Below are 8,824 nucleotides of genomic sequence, written 5' to 3'. Positions count from 1 at the left end.
AACAGTCAGAGCGGTCGCATTGCGGCGAACGGCGTGACCGTCACCACGGGCGCATTCGATAACCACAAGGATGGCCGTCTTACCAGCACCGGCACCCTTGGGCTGACTGCCGCTCAGGTCAACAACACCGAGGCGGGCCGCATCGCCAGCGCCATGGCCCTGACGGCGGTGGTCACCGGGCTCGATCAGACCAATGATGGTCGTCTTTATAGCAACAGCGACGTCAGCCTGGATCTGAATAACGGTGTGCTGAACAACCAGGATGGATTGATCAACGCACCCGGTCAGTTGCTGCTGAAAAACCTCAATGTGGTGAACAACCAGAGCGGCGAGATATCCAGTGCGAATGGTTTCTCGCTGGCGGCCACGTCGCTGGACAATACCGAAGGTTCGGTGCTGAGCGACAAGGCGCTGATCCTTCNGCTGACCAACCTGCGCGGGATGGTATCTGCCAATGGCCTCGAGCTGCACGCGGCAACCCTGAACAACCAGAGCGCGGAAATCTCCAGCCTCGGGGCGCTCACAGCAACGGTCGGCCAGTTCGATAACAGTCAGAAAGGCCGTTTGATGGCCAACGGCGCGTTGTTGCTGACGGCAGACAGTTTCGACAACCAGGCCAACGGCGTGGTCTCCGGGCAGCAATCCGTCCAGTTGAATCTCGGTGAATTGACCAATACTGGCAGCGGTCGGATTTACGGCAAAAACAATCTGGGTTTCAACATTGCCGGTGCATTGAACAATGAACAGGGTGTCATCCGCAGCGATGGCACGTTGTCCCTGACGGCCGCATCGCTGAACAACACCAGCGGCAGTATTTCCAGTGCGCAAACCGCTACGATTACTGCCACCGGAGCTGCGGTCAATAACGGTGGTGAGGTGCTGAGCGACGCCAGTCTTAAGCTCACGACAGGTCGTCTCGATAACGCTCGCAAAGGGCGAATTGCCGGTAACGGCATTGAGTTGACCACCGGAACGTTCGAAAACCAGAACAGCGGAAGCCTCATCAGCAGCGGAGTCATGAGCCTGACTGCCGGCCAGGTCAACAACAGTGAAGCGGGTCGCATCGCCAGCGCGATGGCGTTGACTGCCGTGGTGACTGCCCTCGACCAGACCAATGATGGTCGGTTGTATGGCAACAGCGATGTCAGCCTCGATTTGAGTCACGGTGTATTGAATAACCAGGGAGGGCTGATCACCGCTCCGGGCCAGTTGATTCTGAAAAACCTGACCACCGTCAATAATCGGAGCGGTGAAATTTCCAGCGCCAACGGCTTCACGCTGACGGCCAACTCGATGGATAACACCGCCGGTTCATTAATCAGCGACAAGGCACTGATCGTGCGCGTCGATAAGTTGCTGAACAACCTGCGCGGGCTGATTTCTGCCACAGGTCTTGAGCTGAATGCCGCGACGCTGAACAACCAGAATGCAGAAGTCTCAAGCCTGGGTACGCTGACGGCAACAGTGGGTCAATTCGATAACAGCCGCAAAGGCCGCTTGCTGGCCAACGGGGCTCTTTTGCTGACGGCCGACAGTCTCGATAACCAGACCGCAGGCGTGGTCTCAGGCCAGCAGTCTGTACAACTTAATCTGGGCCAGTTGACCAACACGGACAGCGGTCGGATTTACGGCAAAAACAGTCTGGGCTTTAACGTTACCGATGCGCTGAACAATAGTCAGGGCGTCGTTCGCAGCGATGGAACGTTGGAGCTGAAGGCTGCATCGCTGAACAATACCGGCGGCAGCATCACCAGCGCTGACACGTCCTTGCTGACTGTTACCGGAGACGTCGTCAGCCAGGGCGGTGAGATATTGAGTAGCGCCGACCTGACGCTTGACAGCGCAAGTCTGGATAACAGCAAGAACGGCCGTATCGCAGGCAAAGGGGTAACGGTCGATACGGGAGCGTTCGACAACCAGCAGGGCGGTCGCCTGACCAGCACGGATGTGCTGAGTTTGACCGCGGCTCAGGTCAACAACAGTGAGGCAGGCCGTATCGCCAGTGCGAAAGCACTGACGGCGTTCGTCACCGGCCTGGATCAGAACAAGGACGGTCGGCTCTACAGTAATAGCGACGTCAGCCTCGATTTGAACAACGGTGTGCTGAAGAACCTGGGCGGTTTGATCACGGCCCCTGGCCAACTGCTCTTGAAAAACCTGACCACAGTCGATAACCGAAATGGCGAAATCTCCAGCGCCAATGGTTTCAAGCTGTCGGCCACTTCGCTGGACAACACTGACGGTTCGGTTATCAGCGAGCAGGCACTGATCGTGCGCGTCGATAAGTTGCTGACCAACGTGCGCGGTCTGGTTTCCGGCAAGGGGATCGATCTTGGTGCGAATGAACTGAACAACAATGGCGGCAGCGTCAGCAGTGATGATGATCTGATCATTGATGTGAAGGACGCTCTGTCAAACCAACTGGGTGAACTGACCAGCGCCGGCAAAACCGATTTGGCTTCCCTGAGCCTGGACAATACCCAGGGTCAGGTCATGGCCGACAAGTTTCTGAACATGGTCGTTGGCAAGGCGATCAACAATCAGGCAGGCACCCTGGGGTCAGGGCAGGGCGTTGATATTCACGCGGTGAGCCTGGACAACAGTCAGTCTGGATCGGTAGTGACCGACGGCAAGCTTTCTCTCGTTCTGACGGGGGCACTGGACAATCAAACCGGGGGCAGCCTGCAGGCCAAGGGGCTGATGGATCTATCCAGCCTCTCAGTGGACAACCGTGGCGGCAGCATCATCGCCAGGGATCTGCTGATCGTACACAGCGACAGCGTCGCCAACCGCGGCGGAGCCATCCGTGCTGAAAAAGGCATGCAGCTGTTCGTCGATGAACTCGACAACAATCAGGCAGATCTGGCGGCAAAACAGAAAGGCGGTATTCAGAGTAACGCTGGCCTTGAGTTGAAAGGCACGTTTCTGGATAACCGGAGCGGCCTGCTCAATGCTGCTGACCTGATGAAATTGCAGGTGACAACAGCGCTCAACGACTCGGGACGTATCGCCAGTCAGGCTGATCTTGTTGCTGAAATCGACAGCCTGACCCAGAAAGGCGGTGAGCTGGTTGCGCAAGGTGATCTGACCTTGATCGGCAAGACGCTGGATAACCGGTCAGGTGGTCTGGTAGGCGCAACCAAAGCGCTGAAACTCAATGTGGACGATATCGACAACCGCAACGGTGAGATATCCAGCCAGATCGGCGTAGACATCACTGCCAAAACGCTTGAGAACAGTGACGGCGGCAAGGTTCTGGCCGGTACTGCGCTGGAGTTGGAAGTGGCGCGCATCATCAACCTTAACAAGGGGCTGCTTTTCGGCAACACCTTGCATCTGGACGGCGCTCGCCTGGACAACGCGGGCGGCACGCTGGCCTCTCAGAACAACCTGACCATCCTGCTGACCGGCGCACTGGACAACACGGGCGGCCTGCTCAGCAGCGAAGCCGCACTAGGTGTGACAGCCGATTCGCTGCAAAACGCCAAGGGCAGTCTGTCCAGCGCTGATGCATTGAAGATTGATACAACAGGCGCGCTGTTCAACCAGTCCGGTTCTGTCACCACAGATTCAACGCTCACGATCTCCAGTGCCAGCCTCGACAACAGTCAGGGCGGAGCGTTGTCTGGCAAAGGCGCGACCAAGGTCACTGTTACTGCCGGCACATTCGACAACAGTCAGAAAGGCCGCCTGACCAGCAGCGATACGCTTGAACTGACAGCAGGCAAGGTCATCAACCAGAGTGCTGGGCGTATCGCCAGCGCACTGGCGTTGACCGCCACGGTCACCCGTCTTGATCAGCAGGCGGGCGAAATGTTCAGCAACACCTCGTTGAGTCTGGACCTCAACAACGGGCAGTTGAACAATCAGGGCGGCCTGATCAATGCCTCCGGCCTACTGCTGCTGAAAAACCTCAAAGGCGTTGCAAACCAGAACGGCGAAATATCCAGCAATCAGGCCTTCACAGTGAAGGCCGGTAGCCTTGATAACAGTGGCGGCAAGTTGCTGAGCGGCCAGAAGTTGACGCTGGTTATCGACGAGGCGCTGGCCAACGTCAAAGGCTCTATTTCCGCTGCTGCGTTGGATATGCATAGCGCGGTGCTGGACAACACCACAGGCTTGATCAGCAGCCGTGGCGCGTTGGACCTGACTGTCGATACCGCTCTGAACAATACGAAAGGCGTGGTCATTGCCGATGCAGACGTAGAACTGTATGCGGCTTCCGTCGACAACCTTGAAGGTCAGCTTGCCAGCAAGAAAAACCTTGTCGCGCACATAGGCAATCTGCAGCAGGAAGGCGGCCAATTGATCGCGCAGGGCTCTCTGACGCTGACCGGTGATGCACTGACCAACAGCAACAAGGGCCTGATTGGTGCAACCCAGGCGCTGAGTATCAATGTTTCTGACATTGATAACCGTGGTGGCGAGATCTCGGGTCAGGACACGATCACACTGACCGGAGCCAAGCTGAATAACAGCGACAGCGGCCAGGTCCTTGCGCAGAAAGCCCTGAAACTGAACGTCGCCCGGACTACCAATCAGAACGATGGCCTGCTATCCAGCACGACCGGCCTGACGGTCGTCGGCACGGCACTGGACAACACCGGCGGAACGTTAAGTGGTCTGCAGGACATCAATATCGATTTGTCCGGGCTGCTCGATAACACGAAGGGCCTGGTCAGCAGCGAAGGTACGCTGACCCTGAAGGCTGGCAGCCTGACCAACACCGCTGGCAATGTTTCCAGTGCTGACACCCTGTATCTGCGTAGCGTCGGAGCATTCGGCAATCAGGGCGGCAAGCTGGTGACCGATGGTGCACTCGATCTGGGGAGCGGCGTCCTCGATAACAGCCAGCGCGGCACCATCAGCAGTAAGGGCTTGCTGAAGCTCACTACGGGTGATTTCGATAACAGTCAGAATGGGCGTGTCAGCACCGGTGACCGACTGGAGCTGACCGCCGCGAAACTCACCAACAGCAGTGGCGGCAGCATCGGCAGCAGTCAGGCAATGACCGCAAGCGTCAGCCGTCTGGATCAGCAGAAAGGCACTCTGTTCAGCAACACCTCACTCAGCCTTGATCTGAACAATGGCCAACTGGACAACCAGAGCGGACTTATCAATGCCCCAGGCACGCTGCTGCTGAAAAATCTGGGCGTGGTGTTGAACCAGGGTGGCGAAATTTCCAGTGGGCAAGCGTTCACGCTGTCTGCAAACAGCCTTGAAAACAACGGCGGCAAGGTACTCAGCAATCAATTCCTCACTCTGCGTATTGCCAATGCACTGAATAACGTCAAAGGCATGATCGCCGCAGCAGGTGTGGATGCCAAGGCCGGCACGCTGGACAACACCGGTGGGACCCTGACCAGTCGCAACGATCTGGACCTGACGGTTACCGGGACGCTGACCAATCGCGAAAAAGGCCTCATCAACGCGAACCAGTTTCTTGAATTGGGTTCGGGCGTCCTTGATAACCAGACAGGCCAGTTACTGGCTAAAACGGGTCTGACGCTGGACGCAACAACGATCAATAACACCGCCAACGGCTTGATCAATAGCGGCAGTACGCTGGTTCTGACAGCCAACAGTCTGAATTCGGGCAACGGTGGTGAAGTTTCGGCATTGGGCGCGATGAGCGTCACCCTTGATGCGCTGTCACTCGACTCTGGACGTTTGATGGGCAACACCAGTCTGTCCATTGATCTGAAAAACGCTGATCTGGATAACCGTGGCGGACTGGTTTCTGCCAAAGGCCCTCTGACATTCAAGCGCGTACGCGACTTCATCAACCAGTCAGGCGAAATCTCCAGCTCACAGAGCTTTGAGCTGAACGGCCGTGCGCTCGATAACACAAACGGCAAGGTCATCAGCAGCGACGTACTGACGGTCGCAACCGACAGCGTCAATAACCAGAACGGCCTGCTTTCCGGTTGGCAACGTCTCGACGTTCACGGCAATAGTCTCGACAACCGCAACAACGGAACGCTGTCCAGCCGCAACGGTTCGGTTGGCGTTGACCTGAGCGGTGCGTTGCTCAACAGCGGTGGCGGGGCGCTGGTCAGCCAGACGGCACTGACTGTCACATCCGACAGCCTCAGCAACAGTGGAGGCATCTTGTCCAGCGGTGCTGGCCAGACTCTGACCGTTACCGGTCGGTTGGACAACAGTCAGAAAGGCTTGATTGACAGCGGAGCCGGACTGACGATCAAAGCCGCTACGCTTGATAACACCGCTGGCAATCTGACGGCCGCGCAGGACCTGAGTTTCGAGGGCGGAACACTCGACAACAGCGCGGGAAACCTCAGCAGCAGAGGCGCGATGACCCTCGACCTGCTGGCTGCCCTGACCAACACCAACGGGAAGCTGGCCAGCGGCGGCGCGTTATTGCTGCGTCGCAGTACCCAGATCAATAACCAGGGCGGCCAACTGGTCAGCAAGAGCCTGTTGACGCTCAATACAGCCGGGCAACTGGATAACAGTAACCGCGGCACCCTCGCATCTGACGGTAAGTTGCATCTCATCGCCGCCGGTAATGTGGTCAACGCTACAGACGGTCTGATCTACAGTCAGGGCGGTGATGTAGAGGTGGACGCGGCAGGTCTCAACAACACGCTTGGCACGTTGCAAAGCCAGGGAGCGCTTCGCGTGTCTGTTAACAAAGACGTCGATAACCTGAATGGCCGCATTATCGCCCAAGCGGGCGATCTGGGCGTTACCGCAGCAAATCTCAACAGCCAGGGTGGTGTGCTTTCCAGTTTGCAGGGTGCATTCACTTCGACCATTACCGGCGTGTTGAACAACGGTTATGACGGCAAGCGGCAAGGAGGTGTGATCCAGGCTCAGCGTCTCAACCTGACCGCGTTGGGCGGCTTCAATAACTACGGCGGTCGTGTTTCTGCCCGGACCGGCGAAGCGCTGATAACCACGTCGGATTTCGATAACCGTAATGGCGGTCTGTACGCGAAGGGGTTGGTGCGCGTCAAGGGCGTCAACTTCGATAACAGCGGTGATAACGACGGCCAGATTGCGGGCGGCCAGATCGAACTCGATCTCGGCGGGCTGCTGAACAATCGCCTGGGCATCATCGAGAGTGACAGCACGCTGAACATCCGCGCCGCGAATCTGGACAACCAGACCGGCCAGCTTCGCGCGCTGGGGGCAGGTGGTTCGACACTCTTCCAGATCGGCAACCAGTTCGACAACCGCAGCGGCCGACTGGAAGTGGCAAGCAGCGACCTGACGCTTAACGCGACCAGCTTCCTCAATGCCAATGGGTCTCTGCTGCATACCGGAGAAGGCACCTTTGCGATCTCCACGCCCAATCTGACCAATGCTGGCGGCAGTGTCGTAACGCGCGGCGGACTGACGCTCGCGGCTGACAGCTGGACAAACAGTAGCGTGATTCAGGCAGGGCGATTGACGGTCAATGTCGGGACATTCAATCAGACGGCGAGCGGGCAGTTGCTGGCGTCGGATGCGTTTGTCGGGACGGGGGGGAACTGGATTAATGATGGGTTGATTGCTAGTGACGGAGCGATGACCTTGACCTTGGAGGGCGCTTATTCAGGAAATGGTCGGGCATCCAGTTTAGGCGCTTTTGACCTGCAGGCTAGCCGCATGAAATTGGCCGAAGCTGCCAGCATCGCTGGAGGTGCACAAACTGATATTGATATTGATGGGGTATTGGAAAACCAAGGGCGGTTGACCTCTGTTGCGGATCTGATAGTTACCGCAGGCGAGCTAACAAACGGCGGCACCCTTGGCTCTCGCCTGAAACTTACTGTCAACACGCCGAGCGTAGTTAACAAAGGTCTGATTTTCGGTGGTGCAGATGTTGCATCTAACTCAGCCAGCTTTACCAATCAACAAGGTAGTGTGTATGCGCTAGGTAATATTGCTTTTCAAGGCCTCGCCACGAAGCAAGCGAGTCAAGTGCTCAATATATCTGGTTCTATTGAAAGCGGCGGAACGCTCACAATAAATGCTGAGAACTTCGAAAGTCGTACGCTGGGTGGAAGTTCGGGCAATAATTTTGCAGTTGGTCGTACATTGATTTCCGGCTTCATTGCCGTGCAGACCGTAGAAGCTTCTCGCGGAAGATATGTATCTAATTATATTGTAAGAGAGCGTTTTCAGGGGGGGCAGGACAGCGACGTCAGTGCGTCCTCTATCATCTCGTCGGGTGCGGATTTTGTCTTTTCCGGCAAAAGTTTTTTGAATGCTAAAAGCACTATTAGTGCAGTCGGAAATATCAGTATTCAATCAGGCAGCTTCAAGAATATTGGTGCGGTTAGCGGTTCTGTCGAACGAACTAGAACTTATATGGCTGCACCAGGAGACCCTCAGGAAGCATTTACACCGACGATTTTTGAATACAATCAACGTAACAATCCAGACTTTCCAAATGTATATTTTGTGGGTGCCAACGGCGATATAAGACTGGGCAAGCCTCGTTGGGAGCTTTATTATCGAGGCGGTCGCGAGATAGATCATACTTTCCATTATATGACTTTGACGGATGTGGAGACTGGTCAAGTATATGGTCAGTATGGCGGTCCTCAGTTATACACTGGATACAAAGAGGGGCAGATACCTAATTCGCAGTATGATGCTTCAAACTTGTTGCAGCTGCCCTCGGCACTCCTGAAGATGAATCTGGCAAGCGACGTCGAAGTAGCGAAAGACGGCTCCAGCAGCGCGGGCCGTTCAGCCGTAATTCAGGCAGGTGGAAACGTCTCCATTGTCGCTACTCAAGAACTACAGAACAGCGTTATTCATCAGGACTATGCAGCCGGCGCGACGATTAGCAAACTTCAAGATACACATG

The 8,824-nt window shown here is 56.2% G+C and carries 1 pseudogene; it reads left to right on the top strand.

Annotated elements, in window-relative coordinates:
• Positions 1–153: 153 nt before the first annotated feature.
• Positions 154–7,344 (top strand): annotated as a pseudogene (locus tag AO065_RS27985) (beta strand repeat-containing protein); the annotation flags it as partial.
• Between the last annotated feature and the right edge of the window lie 1,480 nt (positions 7,345–8,824).

The organism is Pseudomonas viridiflava (genome assembly GCF_001642795.1).
Classification (GTDB): domain Bacteria; phylum Pseudomonadota; class Gammaproteobacteria; order Pseudomonadales; family Pseudomonadaceae; genus Aquipseudomonas; species Aquipseudomonas viridiflava.
The sequence above is the reverse complement of the archived record's forward strand: the minus strand, read 5'-3'. Positions and strand labels throughout refer to the sequence as shown.